Annotated in this window: 24 protein-coding genes; 10 read left to right on the plus strand and 14 right to left on the minus strand. The window is 37.9% G+C overall.

Features of this window, described 5'->3' with window-relative positions; translation table 11 throughout:
- Positions 1-15 precede the first annotated feature (15 nt).
- From PDT38_RS09735 to PDT38_RS09750, 4 genes are all read right to left on the minus strand, one after another.
- Positions 16-438, minus strand: a complete 423-nt coding sequence (locus PDT38_RS09735) for a transcriptional regulator GutM (protein WP_270800914.1) — start codon at positions 436-438, stop codon at positions 16-18.
- Positions 435-1,391, minus strand: a complete 957-nt coding sequence (locus PDT38_RS09740; protein ID WP_270800915.1) for a sugar-binding transcriptional regulator — start codon at positions 1,389-1,391, stop codon at positions 435-437. The genes PDT38_RS09735 and PDT38_RS09740 overlap by 4 nt, the downstream gene beginning before the upstream one ends.
- Positions 1,392-1,600: 209 nt before the next feature.
- Complete coding sequence (ssb, locus tag PDT38_RS09745) at positions 1,601-1,942, minus strand: single-stranded DNA-binding protein (RefSeq protein ID WP_270800917.1); 342 nt, start codon at positions 1,940-1,942, stop codon at positions 1,601-1,603.
- A 95-nt stretch (positions 1,943-2,037) separates the two neighbouring features.
- Positions 2,038-2,415, minus strand: coding sequence for a hypothetical protein (locus tag PDT38_RS09750; RefSeq protein ID WP_270800919.1), 378 nt, complete (start codon positions 2,413-2,415; stop codon positions 2,038-2,040).
- A 150-nt stretch (positions 2,416-2,565) separates the two neighbouring features.
- Here PDT38_RS09750 and PDT38_RS09755 point away from each other — a divergent pair, with 150 nt between their 5' ends.
- Positions 2,566-2,979, plus strand: coding sequence for a YwpF-like family protein (locus tag PDT38_RS09755; protein ID WP_270800921.1), 414 nt, complete (start codon positions 2,566-2,568; stop codon positions 2,977-2,979).
- Positions 2,980-3,004: 25 nt separating this feature from the next.
- Here PDT38_RS09755 and mscL read toward each other — a convergent pair whose 3' ends face one another.
- From mscL to spoIIID, 6 genes are all read right to left on the minus strand, one after another.
- Positions 3,005-3,391 carry a large conductance mechanosensitive channel protein MscL gene (mscL, locus tag PDT38_RS09760; RefSeq protein ID WP_270800922.1) on the minus strand — a complete coding sequence of 129 codons (387 nt, stop codon included), beginning with the start codon at positions 3,389-3,391 and terminating at the stop codon, positions 3,005-3,007.
- Positions 3,392-3,457: 66 nt separating this feature from the next.
- Complete coding sequence (gene fabZ, locus PDT38_RS09765) at positions 3,458-3,892, minus strand: 3-hydroxyacyl-ACP dehydratase FabZ (RefSeq protein WP_270800923.1); 435 nt, start codon at positions 3,890-3,892, stop codon at positions 3,458-3,460.
- A 160-nt stretch (positions 3,893-4,052) separates the two neighbouring features.
- On the minus strand, positions 4,053-4,874 hold the full coding sequence (locus PDT38_RS09770) for a flagellar hook-basal body protein (RefSeq protein WP_270800925.1): 822 nt from the start codon (positions 4,872-4,874) through the stop codon (positions 4,053-4,055).
- A gap of 39 nt (positions 4,875-4,913) precedes the next feature.
- Positions 4,914-5,753 carry a flagellar hook-basal body protein gene (locus tag PDT38_RS09775; RefSeq protein ID WP_270800926.1) on the minus strand — a complete coding sequence of 280 codons (840 nt, stop codon included), beginning with the start codon at positions 5,751-5,753 and terminating at the stop codon, positions 4,914-4,916.
- A gap of 186 nt (positions 5,754-5,939) precedes the next feature.
- Positions 5,940-6,941, minus strand: coding sequence for a cell shape-determining protein Mbl (mbl, locus tag PDT38_RS09780; protein ID WP_172298303.1), 1,002 nt, complete (start codon positions 6,939-6,941; stop codon positions 5,940-5,942).
- Between the two features lie 185 nt (positions 6,942-7,126).
- A complete protein-coding gene (gene spoIIID, locus PDT38_RS09785) occupies positions 7,127-7,402 on the minus strand; it encodes a sporulation transcriptional regulator SpoIIID (RefSeq protein ID WP_172298305.1) in 276 nt (91 codons plus the stop codon).
- Positions 7,403-7,730: 328 nt separating this feature from the next.
- On the opposite strand from spoIIID, the gene PDT38_RS09790 reads away from it, so the two are divergent.
- Positions 7,731-8,159: a MarR family winged helix-turn-helix transcriptional regulator gene (locus PDT38_RS09790; protein ID WP_270800927.1), complete on the plus strand. Its 429-nt coding sequence runs from the start codon at positions 7,731-7,733 to the stop codon at positions 8,157-8,159.
- A gap of 3 nt (positions 8,160-8,162) precedes the next feature.
- A complete protein-coding gene (locus tag PDT38_RS09795; RefSeq protein ID WP_270800928.1) occupies positions 8,163-9,356 on the plus strand; it encodes an MFS transporter in 1,194 nt (397 codons plus the stop codon).
- 54 nt (positions 9,357-9,410) lie between these two features.
- On the opposite strand, the gene PDT38_RS09800 is transcribed toward PDT38_RS09795, so the two are convergent.
- Positions 9,411-10,340 carry a manganese-dependent inorganic pyrophosphatase gene (locus PDT38_RS09800; protein ID WP_270800930.1) on the minus strand — a complete coding sequence of 310 codons (930 nt, stop codon included), beginning with the start codon at positions 10,338-10,340 and terminating at the stop codon, positions 9,411-9,413.
- Positions 10,341-10,519: 179 nt separating this feature from the next.
- On the opposite strand from PDT38_RS09800, the gene PDT38_RS09805 reads away from it, so the two are divergent.
- From PDT38_RS09805 to PDT38_RS09815, 3 genes are all read left to right on the plus strand, one after another.
- Positions 10,520-11,731: an ammonium transporter gene (locus PDT38_RS09805; RefSeq protein WP_270800932.1), complete on the plus strand. Its 1,212-nt coding sequence runs from the start codon at positions 10,520-10,522 to the stop codon at positions 11,729-11,731.
- 17 nt (positions 11,732-11,748) lie between these two features.
- Positions 11,749-12,099 carry a P-II family nitrogen regulator gene (locus PDT38_RS09810; protein ID WP_270800934.1) on the plus strand — a complete coding sequence of 117 codons (351 nt, stop codon included), beginning with the start codon at positions 11,749-11,751 and terminating at the stop codon, positions 12,097-12,099.
- Between the two features lie 312 nt (positions 12,100-12,411).
- Entirely contained in the window at positions 12,412-12,807 is a 396-nt protein-coding gene (locus PDT38_RS09815; RefSeq protein ID WP_270800935.1) for a hypothetical protein, read from the plus strand.
- 413 nt (positions 12,808-13,220) lie between these two features.
- On the opposite strand, the gene PDT38_RS19430 is transcribed toward PDT38_RS09815, so the two are convergent.
- Positions 13,221-13,337, minus strand: a complete 117-nt coding sequence (locus PDT38_RS19430; protein ID WP_394356252.1) for an ATP-dependent Clp protease proteolytic subunit — start codon at positions 13,335-13,337, stop codon at positions 13,221-13,223.
- Between the two features lie 193 nt (positions 13,338-13,530).
- Here PDT38_RS19430 and PDT38_RS09820 point away from each other — a divergent pair, with 193 nt between their 5' ends.
- Positions 13,531-13,692 carry a hypothetical protein gene (locus PDT38_RS09820; RefSeq protein WP_270800936.1) on the plus strand — a complete coding sequence of 54 codons (162 nt, stop codon included), beginning with the start codon at positions 13,531-13,533 and terminating at the stop codon, positions 13,690-13,692.
- Between the two features lie 511 nt (positions 13,693-14,203).
- Here the strand turns inward: PDT38_RS09820 and PDT38_RS09825 are convergent.
- Positions 14,204-15,082, minus strand: a complete 879-nt coding sequence (locus PDT38_RS09825; RefSeq protein ID WP_270800938.1) for a M23 family metallopeptidase — start codon at positions 15,080-15,082, stop codon at positions 14,204-14,206.
- Positions 15,083-15,274: 192 nt separating this feature from the next.
- Between PDT38_RS09825 and PDT38_RS09830 the strand changes: the two genes are divergently transcribed.
- Entirely contained in the window at positions 15,275-15,775 is a 501-nt protein-coding gene (locus PDT38_RS09830) for a GNAT family N-acetyltransferase (RefSeq protein ID WP_270800941.1), read from the plus strand.
- A 32-nt stretch (positions 15,776-15,807) separates the two neighbouring features.
- Here the strand turns inward: PDT38_RS09830 and PDT38_RS09835 are convergent, their stop codons facing one another.
- Positions 15,808-16,254, minus strand: coding sequence for a DUF5392 family protein (locus PDT38_RS09835; protein ID WP_270800942.1), 447 nt, complete (start codon positions 16,252-16,254; stop codon positions 15,808-15,810).
- Positions 16,255-16,476: 222 nt separating this feature from the next.
- On the opposite strand from PDT38_RS09835, the gene cls reads away from it, so the two are divergent.
- Together cls and PDT38_RS09845 are read left to right on the plus strand one after the other, a co-directional pair.
- A complete protein-coding gene (cls, locus tag PDT38_RS09840) occupies positions 16,477-17,943 on the plus strand; it encodes a cardiolipin synthase (RefSeq protein ID WP_270800943.1) in 1,467 nt (488 codons plus the stop codon).
- A 252-nt stretch (positions 17,944-18,195) separates the two neighbouring features.
- On the plus strand, positions 18,196-19,455 hold the full coding sequence (locus tag PDT38_RS09845) for an MFS transporter (protein ID WP_270800945.1): 1,260 nt from the start codon (positions 18,196-18,198) through the stop codon (positions 19,453-19,455).
- Positions 19,456-19,641 lie beyond the last annotated feature (186 nt).

Genomic DNA, 19,641 nt, shown 5'->3' on the forward strand with positions numbered 1-19,641 from the left:
ACTTCACCTCTTTTTTTAGTATGACTTAAGTATTTTTTGAAGCCATGTTTTCTTTTGTGGGACATCACCTCCCTTAGTGACAATATTGAATGTTTTTAGTGCATCTTCAATCGCTATTCTTGTCAGACGGTCATGCCGAGCAAGATCATCCTGGCCGATTTTTAATAAATATTTCCCTTCAAACCCTTTTAACGGCTTTACCCTTGAAAAAACGGTCACTCCTTGCATTTTAGATGCTTGAATAATTTTGTTTCGCTGATCAATGACAAACATAACGACAGTCCCTGCTCTGAATAGTCCGGTTCTTCTGCCAATTGCAACCCTTCCTAAACGTCTGTATTCCGCAAATTTTTGATTAAAGTGTCTGATTTGCCAAAATCCAAAAATACTTTGAAAAAGCCAAGCTAACCCGAGTGCTAGGATCAAATAAATTATCATGTTTTTTTTACCTCCTCAATGATGTCTTGAGCAGTTTCAGCCGTCGTTACCAAAATATTGATATATTGACCTTTTGCTGCTCCAATAATCGACGGTACTTTTTCACTGGATTCAGCTAGTCCAATAGAGTATTCCAAATTCTTTAAACGATTGATGTCTATTGCAATCGTCCGATTATTAATCTCTGTATCTAGTAATTTTCCAGAATGATCGAAAAAACGAGAGCAAATATCTCCAACCGCATGTTGTTCTTTTAAACTTTCCCTATCCTTATCTCCATAAAAGCCTGTCCAAATCATATTGGATGAGCTAAAAGGTGCTCCAATTCCAACTGCTGCTACTGTCAGTCTATCCCAAAGAGCCTGAATCTTTTGAAAGTAATGGGATTTCACAATCTCATCTTTTGTTTCTTTTTTCTCAACAACTGCTGCTGCATCAATAAAGTATGGAGTTCCACCAAAATCTCCGGCAATACTATAAACAATACTGTTCACATGATATTTCGTATCCATTGTGCCAGGTCCTCCGACAAGCGGAACAAAAGAAGCATTTCGTTTTTTTGCACCATGGAATTCTCCGATCATTCCTGCCATCGTTGTTCCCCAGGCAAAACCGACCGTATCGCCGTCTTTTATGACTCGCTTTAAAATCGCCGCTCCACCTTTACCAACACTTTTTTTCTTTTCTGCAGCAGTTTGCTGAGAATTGGTCTCACATATGTATACTTCTTTGAGTCCTAAGAGCTGTTCTAGTTCCCGTTCCATATCGTAATATGTTCCGACATGATCATCAATTGTAATTTTGACAATCCCTTCTTCCCGTGCCTTTTTCAACATGCGTCCGACAGTTGTTCGGTATATTCCCGTTGTTTTGGCAATTTGACTTTGTGTCATATCCTCTTCGTAATACATTTTGCAAATTTTAATTAATAACCGTTTATCATCTGTCTCCATAAAAACACCTCTGTTTTGCACATTTGTGCAGGTATTGATCATATGTTGTGTATCCGCTTTCATTATACAACTATGAAAAATGTTCGTCAATTTAAATTTGTACTTTTTGTGTCAAAATAAAAAACCAGTCAAGATAGACCGGTCAGTTATGGAGAGAAATTGAGGAGGTCATTGATTTTATTTATGAGGGAGAAGGTGGAGGAAATTCTTTAAACTTCAGCAGGTTCACGCGGTTTTCCACCTAAGAAACGAACTGATTGAGCAACGACTTCTGTTATAAAGATCCGTTTCCCTTCTGAATTCACATAATTTCTCGTTTGAATTCTTCCATTGAGTCCAATGATGGTTCCTTTCCTGCAATAATCCGTTGTTTTCTCAGCCGTTTTCCGCCAAAGTGTGCAATTGACAAAGTCTGTTTCAACTTCACCGGCAGCATTTTTGAAATGTCTGCTGACAGCTAAAGTAATATTTGCAACTGGAACACCATCTGATGTATACCGAAGCTCTGGGTCTCTAGTCAAGCGGCCAACCAGCATGATCTGATTAAACATCAGGTCCCTCCCTTCATCTTCGATATCCACAGTCTACAAAAGAAAAGCCAGTCTGAAAAATATAAATAAACAAGAAATGCTCCTTAAAAAAAGTGTTATTCTTTCCAATTTCCGTTTTTATTGCGATAAATCATGAACATCAATCCTTTTTTATTTGACAAATATGTATTTTTTAGAAATTGTGAAAAAACAGGGGATGTTAACCACTGACTGGAGTATATCCGGACATATGAGCCACCGTCCCAAGCAAGTAATCGAAATGTAAGTTTTTTTTCTTTCAAAGTTAATTGAAATTCATAGATTTCCATTCTATCGTCTGTTTCATAGCGAAATAAGATACCTTCATCATGGCGTACATCGATTTCATATTTTTGAAAGTTATCTGATAGAAAGCAAAACATAAGTGGCTGGCGGCGTTTAACATGTATACCACTGTTATTTACATATATTTCTTTTAAACGAAAGTAGTTCATAAGTCACCCCCTAGGTGATATAAGTATAATTAAAATTCAAATATTATAAAATAGGTTTCTATGAAAAATATAGGATGTTCTCGTTCCAGTGTTTCACTAATATCGTGATATAATGGTGATACAACTATGGAAGCTTGTGAGGTGAAAGTTATGAAAACCTTTAGGCTGGTTGATTTGAAAGTTGTCCGCCAGGATGAAACAGCCAAGCAGATTGAAGAGTTTCCTTTGATTGACGGCTTGATTATTAATAAAGAAGACGGGGAAAACCATTGGATGATAGAAGGACTTGTCTCAAAGAAATATCGTTATTTCTTTGAATATCTTCTTCAAGAAGACAGTGAAGTGAAGGTTTATGTAACAATTACTAAAAAAAGCAACTTGCCAGCCTTGCTTTTGGCAAAAGTAAAAAACATCACCATCCTTGGTGAACACGTATCTGTTTTATTGGACGGTAAAATGATCAGCTCGAAACTGAGACAAGGTTCTGAAAAAGTTTTAGAAGGATTGATGAAAGAAGGATTTACAGGTGATAAACTCCTTGAAGCATTCAAACAACATATTTAGTCCAGGCTGTCTAAACGATGACAGCCTACACCTTAGAATGCCTTGTCTGCTCCTTTAAAAGATCGCGAATTTCCTTCAGTAGCTCTTCCTCAGGTGTTGGAACAGCTTTTTCTTCCTGAACATCTTTTTTCTTTATCTTTGTTATATATCGGATAAAAATGAAAATAGAAAATGAAATAATAAAGAAATTCACAATTGATTGAATAAACAATCCGTACTTCATTTCCGCATTGCCAAGCGTGAAAGAAAGCGCTGAAAAATCCAGTCCTCCAAGCAAAAGACCAAAAAGGGGCATGATCATATCGTTAACCAGTGAGGTGACAATTTTTCCAAACGCTCCTCCAATAATCACCCCTATTGCAAGATCGATAACATTTCCTTTAATCGCAAAGTTTTTAAATTCTTTCCACACGCTAAAAGTCTCCTTTTTTCAAGATAAAAAAACAAATGGGTTCATCATAAACCCATCTGTTATTTATTATGCCTGTTTTTCTCCAAGTGAAAACATCAGCTCTGCTTCACATACAATCTCTCCATCAACCTTTGCAGTCCCTTTTCCTTTGCCGATTGCACCTCGGAAACGAGTTACTTCTAGTTCAAGATCCAATCGGTCACCAGGTTTCACTTGTTTTTTGAAACGGCAGGAATCAATTCCTGCAAAAAAAGCAAGTCTTCCGCGGTTTTCGTCTTTCATTAAGAGAGCCACGGCTCCTACTTGTGCAAGTGCTTCAACGATTAATACGCCTGGCATAACCGGGTAATCTGGAAAGTGTCCGTTAAAAAACTCTTCATTTGCCGTCACATTTTTATAGCCTACAGCCCGTTTCCCTTCCTCTACTTCTGTCACCCGATCAACTAGCAAAAACGGATAACGATGGGGAATAATGTCTTTAATTTGCTGTGTATCAAGCATGCTTACATCTCCTTTACTGAAAGATATGTATAGAATGACGTATCAAGTCCTATCTGTACAACTGGAAGTATATTATGAAACCGAATCTTTTTCAATCACGACCCATTCTCGAGACGCTAAAACGGCCTTAGCCTTTTATGAGGCTAAAGCCGTTTTCTTCCTAGCGCACTGAATTGATCAATCCCATCATTTGATCACCCATTGTGATTGCACGGGAGTTCATTTGATAAGATCTCTGTGTAGCGATAAGATCGGTCATTTCTTTTGTCACATCTACATTTGATCCTTCAAGAAAACCCTGTTTCATCGAAATATCTTGACGATTAGCACCGACTAAATTAATAAGCGCTGTCGGTCGTAACTCATCCTGAACAGAGAAAAGATTGCTTCCTGTAGCTTTAAGCGCTTGCGGTTTTACTGCCTTCACAATACCTAAAGTAAATTTTAATGGCGCTTCACCTTGATTGCTAGATGCTACTGTGATGTTTCCTCCAGCATCAACTTTAAAACGACTAAAACGTTGATCAAAACGGATCGCATTCCCATTTTGATCTAGTACTGCATGTCCATCTTGAGTAACGAGTTGAACTTGATTGCCCTGCCCAGGTGTCAAATAAAATGAACCATCGCGTGTATATTGAACTTCACCACCGACATCAACCTGAAAATATTGATATGGTGAAGTCAGTGCAAGATCTAGATCACGTTTTGTCTCTTTCAGATTTCCTTGAGCATGTGTCAGCCGTTCGGTTAAAACAGCTCCGACACCAAGACGAAGCCCCGGTGGCGTTTTTCTGCTTTGGGCTACTTCATTGTTTTTTTCATCCACTTGTTTCATCTCTTGTCTGACAAGCTCAGAGAAACTTGAATGTTTAGACTTATACCCCGTCGTGTCGACATTGGCAAGATTGTGACTGATATTATCAATCTGTTTTTGCAGCTCATACATCGTGTTTGAAGCTGTTACCATAGATCTTAACATTGTTTTATCATATCCTCCATTTATTGTTTAGCTTGGCACTTATCCTATTCTTCCAATCTCATTCGCTGCTTTTTCCATGCTTTTATCATAAGCTTGAAGGACTTTCTGATTGGCTTCAAATGAACGGTAAGCAGCTGTCATATCTGTATAAGCTCTTGTTATATCAACATTTGAACGTTCAGCCATCCCCTGTTTGACCGAGTAAGTGACATCAGGACGATTGACTGCGCTTGGTAGATTGTCTCCATTTTCCGTCCGATACAAATCATTACCTTCTCTCGCTAAATTCTTTGTATCAAGCGCAATTCTGACATCGATTTTGCCAAGGTTTTGACCGTTTTCAGTTACGGTTCCATCCTCGGCGACTTTAAAGTTCTCGCTTCCGACTGTAATCGGTTGACCAGTTGTGGAAAGAATCACATTCCCATTGATTGTCAGTTGATTGTTTTCATTTAAGGAGAAACGGCTGTTTCTTGAATAGCGAATATCTCCATTTCCGAGCTTGACAGCATAAAACAGAGCCGCTTTATCATTCGTCTCTTGATTGACAGGTACTCTTGTTTCACTAATCGCAATATCTGTCGGCTGATCAGTACTTTGTAGATCCCCTTGGGAAAACTGGGGTTTTAACTCTTGGAGATAAACTCCTGTATTGATGGAACCAATTGGTGTATGTTTAGAAAATGATCGTGAATAGCCACCAGCCTTAAATGATCCAGATTCCATTCGGCTCAGTAACATTTCTGGGAACGAGCGAATGGAACTTTGGTCTTCTTTATAACCAGGTGTATTCGCATTTGCAATATTGTTGGTCAGCATCTCTGTACGACGTTGCTGGGTAATCATTGCTGATGTTGCTGTATAAAGACCTTTTAACATCTTTTCACCTCAAAGAATCTATAATTGACTTCAAAACGAGAAATTTCTCAAATAATCTATTTACAAAATAAGAACATTCGTTCTATAATAGTATTTAAATATGGTACTCTTTTTATCGGCAACTTTCTGATTCTTTTAAGTCTTTTAAATAAAAAAACCTCATTCTCGGGAGAATGAGGCTTTTGATTAACTGAGCTTCCGTTTTGGCAGCTTGTCCATATTATCGAGCATGACACCTGTACCAACAGCTACACAATCCATCGGATTTTCAGCAACAAGCACCGGAACTTTAAGCTCTTCTGCTAAAAGTTGGTCAAGACCGTTAAGCAATGCGCCGCCTCCAGTGATGATCACACCTCTGTCAATAATATCAGCTGACAGTTCAGGCGGTGTTCTTTCAAGTACTTGTTTGGCAGCCTGAACGATGACATATACAGATTCTCGAAGTGCTTCTTCAACTTCTTTACTTGTGACTGTAATCGTTCTTGGTAAACCTGTGACCATGTCACGGCCACGAATGGTGATTTCCTCATGACGTGCGTCTGGGAAAACAGTTGCGACTTTAATCTTGATGTCTTCTGCTGTCCGCTCACCTATTAATAACTTGTACTCGCGTTTAATGTAATTTAGAATTTCAAGATCAAACTTGTCCCCAGCCATTTTGATAGAAGCGGCGGTGACAATATCGCCCATAGAGATCACTGCGATATCTGTCGTTCCACCGCCGATATCAACCACCATGTTTCCACTTGGCTGAAAAATATCCATTCCCGCTCCGATAGCAGCTACCTTAGGCTCTTCCTCAAGAAAGACATGCTTTCCACCACTTTTTTCCGCAGCTTCTTTAATCGCCTTTTGCTCTACAGATGTAATATTCGTAGGGCAGCAAATGAGCATACGTGGCTTTGAAAAAATACCTTTTACATTCAGTTTATTAATGAAGTACTTCAGCATCGCTTCTGTTACTTCAAAGTCTGCAATCACACCGTCTTTTAATGGGCGTATCGCAACAATATTCCCAGGTGTACGTCCTACCATTCTTCTCGCTTCTTCACCAACAGCAAGAACCTTTCCAGTGTTTTTGTCTAACGCAACAACTGACGGTTCATTTAAGACAATTCCTTTCCCTTTAACATGGATCAGCACATTCGCTGTCCCAAGGTCAATACCAATATCCCTTGCAAACATCTATCTATATCCTCCTTGAAATCTGTTTCACAGCAATGTCCATATTCTGCCCTGATTATATATTTTATCATAAATAATAGAAAAAAAAGCATTCTTATTAAAGTTCTTCATAAATTTTTGTGGCTTTTTATCGAAATAAAAATGGAGGATATTAAAATACATTTTTCTTTTCTAAGGCATTATCCCTATTTCACCGGCTCTCTCTCAAGAATTTCCTCTTTCTTATATTTTAGTTTTGTTGCTTCCCCGCCTCTTAAATGTCTGATTGATTTATGATAATCAAGAATTTCTTTTACTTCATTAGCTAAATCAGGGTTAATCTCAGGCAGCCTTTCGGTTAAATCTTTGTGTACAGTACTTTTGGAAACACCAAACTCCTTCGCTATAACACGAACTGTTTTTTTTGTCTCCACGATGTACTTCCCTATCTTGATTGTTCGCTCTTTGATGTAATCGTGCACACCACTCGACCTCCCTAAAATGGATGTGAGAAGTGTGAAATGAGATCCGTATTTTGAAAGAATTCATTATGAATACAATTTTTTCGTTTTATGCTTTTCCAAGTAGAATTTTGAAATACTCCCACGATCCCTCACCTCAAACACTCTCTTTGTTAGGTTTGTATCAGTGTATTAGCATTTGATTGGGAATATGCTAAAAACTCAAGGAGGACAAGGGTTTCATCACAATTTTATTTCAGGCTTAAAGTCGTTTTCACTTTACAGGAGCGAGAACATCCACTACAATAAAAAATATTAATTACCTAGGTAAATATTTAAAGGAGCATTCATGGAAAATATCAATCGAATGATTATGCATCAACTGAATCAAAGCACACGGTTACTCTCAAAAAAGATGAATGAGCAACTTGAAGTCTATGAACTTTTCGGAGCGCAATGGTCCATTTTGTATACCCTTCATACCTTTGGTCCAATGACACAAAAAGACATTTGGACTTATCTGCACGTCGAAGCCCCGACTATCACAAGAACAATTCATCGGTTAGAAAAAAAGGGCTGGGTACAAAGGATTCAGGGAGAAGATAAACGTGAAAAAGTCGTGCAATTAACAGATGAAGCCATGATTAAATATGAGGAAATTCAACAAAAAATAAAACAGTTTGATGAGGAAATGCTTTCAATATTTGATGAAAATGATAAGGAAATATTTTATCGTTTATTAAATCGCTTTCTCACCGAGCACAGGAAGGAAAAATAGCCTATGGAATCTGAATCGATTTGGACAAAAGACTTTATTATGGTTGTCCTCATGAATTTATTTACATTCATTTACTTTTATGCCTCTTTAACAATACTGCCTGTTTATACACTACAGGAACTCGAAGGCACTGAATCTGAAGCAGGACTCTTAATTAGCGCATTTATGCTTTCCGCCATCTTAGCAAGACCTTTTTCTGGTGCACTGATCGACCGGTTTGGCAAAAAGCAAATGGCGCTTATTAGCGTTATATTATTTGCATTATCATCTTTCCTTTATATTGTCATTCAAGACATTTATCCACTCATCGGACTTCGTTTTTTTCAAGGCGTTTGGTTTAGCATCATGACCACAGTGACAAGTGCGATCGCTGCCGATTTAGTTCCAGTCAAACGGCGAGGTGAAGGGCTTGGCTATTTCGCCATGTCAATGAACCTGGCTGTTGTAATTGGCCCATTTATCGCTCTCAGCCTGCTTAATGACATTGAGTTTCCTACAATGTTTGCTTTATTTTCGGGAATTGTAACGATTGGTATTCTCTGCACCATTTTCATTCGAGTTCCTAATAAAAATGACCAAACTGCAGCCGTTGTCAAGTTATCTTTTTCCAATATGTTTGAAAAAGGAGCACTGCGAATTTCCGTTGTCGGGCTGTTTGTTGCCTTTTGTTATTCCAGCGTGATTTCGTTTATTTCGGTTTATGCTAAATCTCTCGGACTCATCGAAACGAGCAGCTATTTCTTTCTCGTTTATGCGATGACGATGATTTTGACGCGGCCGTTCATTGGAAAGCTATTTGATAAAATCGGGCCTGGAATTGTCATTTATCCAGCGATCGTCATTTTCAGTATTGGACTTTGTCTGTTAGCCATGACAAACAGTGGACCCATGCTGTTAATTTCAGGAGCGGTGATCGGAGCAGGCTATGGTTCAATCACACCTTGTTTGCAAACGCTCGCCATTCAAGCTTCTCCATTCAATCGCAGCGGATATGCGACAGCTACTTATTTCGCCTTTATGGATTCGGGAATTGCAGTCGGATCGTTTGTATTTGGGTTGATTGTTGGAGACGTTGGTTTTGCCAATATTTATTTATTCACAGGAATGTTCGCTCTCATCAATCTATTTTTGTATACATGGAGTCGAAAGCCGATCAATCGTGAGAAAACAAACAGCATATCGATCACTGAGTCATAGCAATGTAAAAACCCAAATGACGAATATCGCCATTTGGGTTTTTTGATGTTTCCGTCAGCCTTTTAATGCTGCTGTTAATGGTGGAACAATTTGTTTTTTACGGGAGACAACACCTTTTAATGTTGCTGTATGATCTTTCAATGTCACATCAAAGGCTTGTTCAACTGCATCTGTTGCTTGACCTGAGACCATCACAACGGAATCGTTTGTTAAAATGTCAGTGATAACAAAGACGAATAAATCCAATTGTTTCTCAGCAACAATTTTTGCAAGTTCGCTTTCTACTTCCGCCTTGCGAGAAAGGACATCATTCGTATCAACTGTATTCACTTGAGCAATTTCCACTTTACTGCTTCCCATTGTAAATTCTTTCGCATCAAGAGATAGTAACTGTGGAATTGTTTTTGCACTTAGATCAGCGCCCGCTTTTAACATATCTAATCCATACGTTTCAGCGTCAACGCCAGCAATTTCAGCTAGTTCTTTTGCCGCCTGAACATCTTCAGCAGTACAAGTAGGAGATTTAAATAACAGGGAGTCTGAAATGATAGCAGACAACATGAGCCCTGCAATTTCTTGTTTGATTTCAACACCGTTTTCTTTATAAAGCTTGTTTAAAATTGTTGCCGTACACCCCACTGGTTCAGCCCGGTAGTATAAAGGATCACTCGTTTCAAAATTAGCGATTCGATGGTGGTCAATGACTTCTAATACTCGAACTTGGTCCAAATCATTGACACTTTGTTGCCGTTCATTGTGGTCAACTAAAATCACGCTGTCTGTTTCATTTGCAACCGTTTCAACCAAACGAGGCACATTCGCTTTAAACTTCTCAAGTGCATATTGGGTTTCTCCATTAATTTCTCCCAAACGAACAGGTTCTACATCCATACCTAACTGTTTTTTTAATTCAGCATAGGCGATCGCTGAACAAATCGTATCTGTATCCGGATTTTTGTGGCCAAAAATAAGTACTTTACTCATGTTTTAACTCCTTACCTTTTTTATAGTAAGCTTACCTGACAATAAAAAAATTGGCAAACCTGACACTTCAAAAAAAGCTAACAAAAAACCATGTGAGAAGATCTAACATAGTTATTATGATCTCATTTTTTAACCTCTATAATGAGGAATAATACTTTTATACTACGGAGGAATGATATATGCAGATGGGGGATACAGTATTTATGTTCTTTTGCGCTCTACTCGTTTGGCTAATGACACCGGGTATCGCTTTATTTTACGGGGGACTGGTCAGAAGTAAAAATGTATTGAGCACAATCATGCACAGTTTATCAGCTATTGCCATCGTATCGATTATATGGATCTTATTCGGTTATTCTTTTGCTTTTGCTCCAGGAAATGCTCTGATCGGAGGACTTGATTTTGTCGGTTTAAAAGGTGTCGGTTTCACCCCTAATCCCGACTATTCTGAGACAATTCCACATACATTGTATATGATGTTTCAGTTGACATTTGCTGTTTTAACAACAGCCATTATATCTGGCAGTTTTGCTGAACGTTTGCGGTTTCCAGCATTTCTTATGTTTTCGGTCTTATGGGGAGTGCTTGTCTACTCTCCTGTCGCCCATTGGGTTTGGGGAGGCGGTTGGCTAGCTGAATTAGGAGCCCTTGATTTCGCTGGCGGAAATGTTGTTCATATTTCATCAGGTGTAGCAGGATTGGTGATCGCAATTGTGATCGGCAAACGGAAAGATATGAGTCATACAGCTCCACACAACTTACTTATGACATTACTCGGAGGAGCACTGATCTGGTTTGGCTGGTTCGGGTTCAATGTCGGAAGTGCACTGACTATTGATGAAATTGCGATGACAGCATTTATCAACACCAACACTGCTGCGGCAACTGGGCTGATGGGCTGGCTTTTGGTGGAATGGTTCATTCACAAAAAACCGACAATGCTAGGAGCTGTCTCGGGAGCGATTGCCGGACTTGTCGCCATTACGCCTGGAGCTGGTTTTGTCACTCCATTTTCATCGGTCTTGATTGGATTTATCGGTGGTGCTATCTGTTTTTGGGGCGTGTTTTTTCTCAAGAAAAAGTTCGGCTATGATGATGCGCTTGATGCCTTTGGTCTTCACGGGATCGGTGGAATTTGGGGCGGAATTGCAACAGGCTTATTTGCAACAACTTCAGTCAATTCAGGCGGAGCAAATGGGCTTTTCTACGGAGACATCAGTTTACTCTTAAAGCAGCTAATTGCGATTGGGGCAACTTGTTTATTTGTTGGGGTTGCCACTTACGTTATTATAAAGGTAGTCAGCTTTATGTTTAAGCTTCGGGCATCAGAAGATGAAGAATCTTTAGGTCTTGATTTAACGATGCACGGTGAAAAAGCGTACCAAGACTAACTTAGAGGAGTGAAGGTATGAGCGGTCAAATGTATAAGGTGGAGATTGTCACTCGCCCTACGAATTTTGAAAAACTAAAAACAGAGCTAGGCAATATTGGGGTCACATCGATTACATTTTACAATGTACACGGATGCGGCCTCCAAAAAGGACACACGGAACTTTACCGTGGAGTGAAACGAGAAAGCAATGTATACGAACGACTAAAAGTTGAAATTGTCGTCAGTAAAGTCCCAGTGGAAAAAGTCACACAAATCGCCCAACATGTGCTCAAAACCGGGGAACCAGGTGATGGCAAAATCTTCATTTATGAAATCCAAAACACGATTAACATTCGGACAGGTGAAGAAGGGCCTGAGGCTTTATAAATGCAGCTCCCGGCATGTTATGCTGGGAGCTGTTTTTGGGTTAGAGTCGTAAATAAACTAAAAACATATAAACACAAATGAAATGAATTGTTTGAATTAGAGTAAATATCAAGTTAAAGTAGTCATGATTAACGACTTCATCAAAAATCTGTCTTTTCAAAACTATTAATTTAGAATATTGATTTATCAAATATAACCATATACTTCTTATAATTCATTATTTTATGGATTAAATGTAAATTTTTATTAATTTTATTTGAAAAAAATATTAATATAATAAATGATTAATAAAAAAGAGAGAGGGAGTTTAAATTGAAAAAAATTGTAACGACACTGTTAACAGCTGTTCTTTTGGTATCTGCATTTTTCATTGGTAGTTCAGAAGCTTCTGCGATGACTTCAAAAGGAAGGATTCACTTCGAAACAGATGCTAATACATATACAAAACGTGCTACATCAATTGTTGTAAGAGGAACTTTAGAACATCGTACTTCCAGTATATTTACTGATGCTACTGTTTATCTTCGTACTCAATATGGACATATTGTAAGACGCATAAATATTAATGCGGGAAAATCATACAAGTTTAAGGTAAGCTTTTCAACTAAAAATCTTTCACCAGGTAAATATGATGTGGAAGTCTGGCAGCGCTCGGGAGTTCAGGTTATTCATGGAGAACTAAACCACTATATAACAGTCCAACATTAATATTTAAATTTTATCATCGTATTGATAAAAAACTTACCGATAAATGCTTTAACACTTTATAACTGGAATAAAACCCCGATATAAATTCCCCTTAAGGGAAAAATTGAGTATTTTCAAGAGGATGTTTTGAAAGTCTCTTAGACTTTTTACAAAACATCCTCTTTTTTTGCTGTCAAGTTATCTCAGCTAATACCTCTTATGTTTTATTTTGAAGTCTACGTTTTTCAATTTTCCCGTTAATTGTTTTAAAAAATGCACTATGCACCCGCGCGCCTAAATACATAATCATATAAATCCTCCATTCGGTTTATTTCGAGTCAAAATCTATAATATGATGCCATATTCCTTTGCTGCATCTGCACCCATAAGTAATTAATCGATCAATGTCAGCCCTTAATTTTTCAAGAGATTGGTTAGTTCGTTCGCGAAAAAAAATCTTCTATTTTTCTCTTCAGTTTAATGATCCTCTTCGCTGATAGGTTCATATTCACCAGCTGGCCTTTGACACCGCCTAGCAGCTGATGGATCATGATTCCGCTGTATTGCAGTGCATAGCGTTTTCCTTTCGTTCCGCAAATGAGCAGAATCGTCCGTAATTTCAGAGCTAATCATAATGGTCCGGTCTTTTAAGAGCCTTGAAAAATGACATAAGAAATCGTGTTCATCGCCTTTATCTACTAATAAGTAGCACACCTCATGATGGATGCTTAGGCAGGTTTTCAAGTGCTGAAAGTCCATGTATTTTCCACATATCTAGCAAATGATCAAAGTTATCAAACAAAATTACCTGAACAAGCAACCCGACATGTTCCGTATCATTCTCCTCCACTCTCTGATATTGATAAACGTTTGGAGAAAGGTCTTTTATTCGTTGACGGGATCTGAATAAGAGTGAGTTGATGGATGACTCCGGTTTATCCGGCATTTCGGCAATCTCATGGATCCAATAAGAAAAAACGTCTTTGAGCAGAAAAATTGTTGTTTTGGTGTTAATATACCCATAAGCTTTTTAAATAGTGCTCAAATTCATCAGCCGTTCTTATTTGTTCTATCTTGCCACTTGCCGGATTATCTTCCACTAGGAGATACTTGCATTTTCGTTTTCTGTGCCAGTCAATCTATACTACCGTTCTTTGATAAGCATGTAAGATGTCTGTTTGATTTGACTGATTTCCAATACTTTCAGAATCGTATCCTGAGTTAGATTCTCAGCGTCCCTTTATCCTTTGATACATTACTTAAATAGCGCCTTTTCTTTTCATTCATGAATAATTCACACTCCTTAAAGAGGGCCTCTTCCTTTATAAACGATTGACCTTAGGGGTTTGATACGGGTTATCTATATATTTTAACAAAAAAACACCTATCATCATGATAGGTGTTTCAATCACATGTCTTATGGCTGTTTTGAATCTTCTGTTTGGCTTCCGTCTTCAGTTTGGGAACCTTCAGAAGAATCTTCTCTTTGTGTTTTTTCTTCCATGTCACTTTTCTGTTCTTCCGTTTTTTCTTCTGTTTTTGATTTTTCATCAACAGAAGGATGTGCAGGCTCTTTTACTTTTTCACTCGCTTGTTCTTCTACCGCTTTTTCAATACTTGATACAGGTTTTTCCATGAAGTTTAGTGGATTTACAGCAACCCCGTCTTTACGGATTTCAAAGTGGACATGGTTTCCGCTTTCTTCATTGTAAAGGTTTTTACCTGCTTTACCGATGACTTGATTTTGTTCAATTTGATCACCTTGTTTGATACTCACTTCAGATAGAGATTGATACACTGTTGATAAACCATTTTCATGCTCAATTTCAACGACATAGCCTAGCACAGGGTCTTTCGCAGCTTTGACAACTGATCCGCTTAAAGATGCTGAAACATCGAAAGTTTTACCATCTTTCTTAGCCAAGTCAATACCTTTGTTCATGCTGTACGTGTTATCATAGTTTACAAGTGCTGCTTCTTTCTCTTCTCTCGTTGCATCAGTTTCAAAGAATTTTTTGACTACAGATACATTTGCTGAATCAACAACTGGCATAGCTACATTTTCAACCGGCTTTCCTACTTCGACCGCGTCATCACGGTTATCATAGGCTGAATTCTTACCATCATTTGCAAGCTTATCTTTAGTATCTTGATTTGTTGCTGATTGATACCAAAGAACAGCTGTTAATACAACGACTGCACTCATTAAATAAATAGCTGGAAATACCCAACGTTTACGGAAAAACTTTTGTAACTTTGTGATTTTGGAAGTACGATTCTTTTCTTCCTCTTTCATGACTCATCACCTCAGCAACATTCTGAACACTTTTCAGAAAATATATACATTTACAAAAAAAATTTTTTCTGCTGAATGTCTGCTTGAACATAAATTCATCTGAACGGGAGAATATTAGACATATTCAAACAGCGCTAGTGCGAGGTGAACAAGTCGACTAATAACCAAAAATAGAAAGGATAGAAAAAGACCATGAAATTGCGCATCGCCACTCAAGAAGATCTTCCAATCGTCGTCGCAATATATAATTCAACGATCCCTTCGCGTATGGTTACTGCCGATATTGAACCAGTGACAATTGAAGATAAAATGAATTGGTTTTTGAGCCATACTGAAACAAGACCGCTTTATATCATTGAAAATGAAGCCAATGAAGCCACCGGTTGGATCAGCTTTGAGTCTTTTTATGGTAGACCGGCATATGCCAAAACTGCAGAAGTCAGCATCTATCTCCATGAAAAATATCGCGGCAAAGGAATGGGATCAACCGTTTTAAAAATGGCTTTAGAAAGAGCACAAATGCTCGGGATTCGTTCCTTAATGGCTTTCATTTTTGCACATAATGAACCTAGTATAAAGCTTTTTCAAAAGTATGGATTTACTGAATGGGGACACTTTCCAAAAGTTGCGGAGATGGATGGTCAGCTTTACGATTTAAAAATTATGGGAAGGGAAATATCAGAAGGTAGTTAGAAGAAAAGAGCTCATCGCTAGCTCTTTCCATCTTACTCTTCAGACAATCGTCGTCTTCTGTTTTCTTCTTCATTTAAAAACTCTATAAAACTGTTCATCACACTGAACGGTTGTTCTTTAATCGTTCTAACATATTGGTTTTTACGTTCAGAGGAAAGCACTTCACTTTTCTGCATCCGCTCTAAAATATACTGAACGACTGTTTCTCGAATATATCTTTTTTGATAGGAGGACTCTCTGAACAAGGCCATACCAAAAGCCGCTCCTAATGTAGCAATACTGATTTTAATGGTCATTTCCATTCCATTGAACGTCTGCCCCCAGAAAGTTGAAAGATAAACGATTGAAACAATCACTAACGGTATCGCAGTCAACAGAAAAATCATTCTTTTCTTTAAAATTGGGGCAGCTGCCTGTTTCAAGTTTTCCATTTCTTCTTTCATAAATGTGGGCATTTGATAAACTGATTTATTTTCCATTAACATTTCTCCTCCTGAAAAAGAGACCTTGCTTTTTAAAATGTTCTTTTTGTATTTATATCGTAACTTACTTATAAAATGTTTGACAGTTTTTTGCTTGTAACCAAACAATATTGAGAAACTTTCTGAACTTATTCACGTATTACTTGACATAGTTGCTTGAAAGTTCAGTAACTGATATAAATGGAAAGTGTAAAAACAAATCGGCTTGTGAGGTTTATCATGGACATTATTCAAAATCTTAGTATGACGTCAATTTTTCTTGGTTTTATATTAGTTTTAAATATTTTGTTAGCCACTGTTGTTATTTTTAGAGAACGCCGTGATGCAAGTGCCTCATGGGCTTGGCTCCTTGTTATGTTCTTTATTCCGGTGTTTGGCTTTCTTCTCTATTTGCTATTTGGAACTAAATTAAGCGGCACTCGTCTTTTTCAATGGGAAGACCGTAAAAGGATTGGGATTGAAAAGATTCTAGAACAGCAGCTTGAAAAACTGAAAAGCCGTGAATTTCAGTTTCGTAACAAGGCAACAGCAGACAGCAAAGATCTAATTTATATGCACATCATTAATAATCATGCTGTCTTTACAGAAGACAATGATGTTCAAATATTAACAGATGGACGACAAAAATTTGATCGACTTCTTCATGATATTGAAAACGCAAAAGATCATATCCATCTGCAATATTATATTTATAAAGGGGATGATATTGGGAAAAAAGTACGGGACGCACTCATCAAAAAAGCTGAAGAAGGTGTGGAAGTACGCGTTCTTTATGATGACTTAGGTTCAAGAAGCTTGAGAAAAAGCTTTTTTAAAAAGCTGGTCAAAGCCGGGGGATTTGTTGAAGTCTTTTTTCCATCACGGTTTAAATTTGTTAATTTAAGAATGAACTTTCGTAATCACCGCAAGCTCGTCATCATCGATGGAATGATCGGCTATGTTGGCGGATTTAATATCGGAGATGAATATTTAGGGCTCAACCCTGATTTTGGTTATTGGCGAGATACACACCTTAGAATTAAAGGAACAGCCGTTCATTCTATTCAAACGCGATTTATCCTTGACTGGAATCAAGCAACAGACACTCATAACATTACATATCAATCCAATCACTTTCCCGAGACCAGTCCCCAAGGGCACATCGGTATGCAAATTGTCACTAGCGGCCCAGATTCGGAATGGGAACAGATTAAAAACGGCTACATCAAAATGATTTCTACAGCCAAGCAATCCATTTTGATTCAAACACCATATTTTATTCCTGATGCCAGCCTCCTCGACGCTCTGAGAATCGCCTGCCTTTCAGGTGTAGACGTCAGAATTATGATTCCCAACAAACCAGACCATCCTTTCGTATACTGGGCGACACATTCATATATCGGGGACCTCCTCAAAGCAGGAGCTTCTGTTTTTATTTATGATAATGGCTTTATTCATGCGAAAACCATTATTGTCGATGAAGAAATTGCATCGGTCGGTACAGCAAATATTGATATGCGTAGTTTCAAGCTGAATTTTGAGGTGAATGCTTTTTTATATGATGAGAACATATCAAAGAAACTCGTCTTATCATTCGAAAAAGATTTAGAAGTATCAAGAGAACTGACTTATGAAGAATATCAGAACCGAAAACGAAGAATCCGCTTTAAAGAAGCCATTTCAATCCTTCTGTCACCCATTTTATAGGGACGAAAAAACGAAGCGAGTGGAGAAACATGAGTCGTGTTTCTCCACTCGCTTTTTGTATCGGTGTTTATTTTTATCCCTACAACTGAAGACGCTATGCTTTCCAAAACCCTCATATGTTAAAGAGAGAAATTGCAGGATACCAAAATATAAAAGTCTACTCTGAAAAACATATAACCGATTTATTTAATATATGTTAAAATTATTCATATTATTAAAAAAATGTAGATTCGGTAATAGGAAGGACTTTGCATGATGGAAAAATTAAGCGTTTGGGAAAGAAATTTTAAATTCCTCTTTTTCTCGCGAATCATTAAGATCTCAGCTGATAGCTTTGCATTCAACTCTATTTTATGGTTTCTGATTTTGAGCGGAAAGGGAGCAATCGGTACTGCTTTATTAATTGCTGTTACCTTTCTTCCTGAAGCTTTTTTAGCACCGGTGACAGGACCTTTAATGAAAAGAAGTACTCTTAAATTTTGGATGTATTTCTCTGACTTAACAAGAGCAATAATTGTGCTGATGATACCAATTAGCTACTTAAACGGGTTCTCACCACTGTGGTTTGTTATGGGACTTATGATTATTCATTCGGCAACTGGTGCGACATATAATCCTGCGTCAATTACACTGATTCCTCAAATTGTCCATGAAGAGTTCATGCAAAAAGCAAATGCGATCCTTCAGTCTTCCTCAGAAATTGTAAAGCTTAGTACTGTAACATTGTGCGGATTCCTCTTGACTTTGGTCGGGCCAGCAATTACATTGATGATCTCTTTTGTACTCTATATCATCTCTGGTATTTTCGTTCTTTGTATAAAGTATCAAACGAATCAGCCTTCCGCTAAACATGACAATGCCAAACAAAGAGGTACATATAAAGCAAAATTAAAAAGAGGGTTCTCTCTTGTAAGACACCATAGAGTTTTATTTCCATTAGCCATCTATTGTCTATTTATGAATTTAGCAGCAACCCCATGGGAAGCTCTGTCCGCAATTTATGTTGCAGAAGATTTAAATGGTACGCCGTTTATCCATTCGCTCTTAAAGGCTACGACAGGAATTGGGGCATTTTTACTTGGATTTATACTTGCTAAGGTGAAGATTAATAGATATGGGCTTCTTTTCATAACAGCCGGAATTATTGAAGGGACATCTTTTTTTATCACAGGATTATTTACAATCTTACCACTTGTATTCCTTGCTGCCTTTGCATTTGGTGCAGCAGTTAGCTCAATCAATGTTCCAGAACACACGATTATTCAAAAATCTGTTGATGGAGATGATCAGCCACAAGTGTTTGCTATCATCGACATGATTGGAAACCTTGCACTTCCTTTAGGATCAGTGATCTGCGGGTATGCAGCAGAAGCACTCGGATCAGGCAAAGTAATAGCAATTGGCGGGGGTATTGAGATATTCGCAGGTCTTGGAATTTTGCTGTTCACACGGCTGGCCAAGGCTCAGGAATCAGATTTGATCAAAGAGAAAAAAGCGAGCATCAACATGTAAAGCTCTCTGGCTGGTTCACTGTAAAAATGCTTTGAAACTTGGAAAAAAAGTATTCCGAACATTGTCATCTTAAGAGCTTGTCCGAAAAGAACAAAATGGTTAAAAGTTATGATTCAAGATTTTTGATATACCAGCGGTTGTTAAACATGAAAAGGGCGTCCAATAGTCAAAGATCGACTTATTGGA

The sequence above is a fragment of the Bacillus changyiensis genome (assembly GCF_027706145.1).
Lineage (GTDB): Bacteria > Bacillota > Bacilli > Bacillales > Bacillaceae > Bacillus > Bacillus changyiensis.